General features: G+C 66.4%; 1 protein-coding gene. It reads right to left on the reverse strand.

The features are described from left to right. Positions 1 to 250, reverse strand: a 250-nt coding sequence (locus tag KVS71_RS18020; protein WP_368874980.1) for an arsenic resistance protein, incomplete at both ends; no start/stop codon positions are given.

Below are 250 nucleotides of genomic sequence, written 5' to 3' on the forward strand. Positions count from 1 at the left end.
GCGAAGCCGGCGACGAGTGGCACGCCGAGGAAGACCAGCACGTTCAGGGCGATCTGCCAGACCGTGATCTCCAACCCCTGAGTGTCCAGACCCAGCCAGCCGGGCAGGACGGTGAGGTAGAACCAGCCCAGCAGTGTGAAGGCGACCACCTGGAAGACAGAGTTGATCGCGACGAGTACGGCGGTCGCTTCCCGATCGCCGCAGGCGCGGTCGTACCAGATGGCGACCATCGCGATGCCGCGGGCGTGAC

Source organism: Microbacterium sp. GbtcB4, from assembly GCF_019091465.1.
In the GTDB taxonomy this organism is placed as follows: domain Bacteria; phylum Actinomycetota; class Actinomycetes; order Actinomycetales; family Microbacteriaceae; genus Microbacterium; species Microbacterium paraoxydans.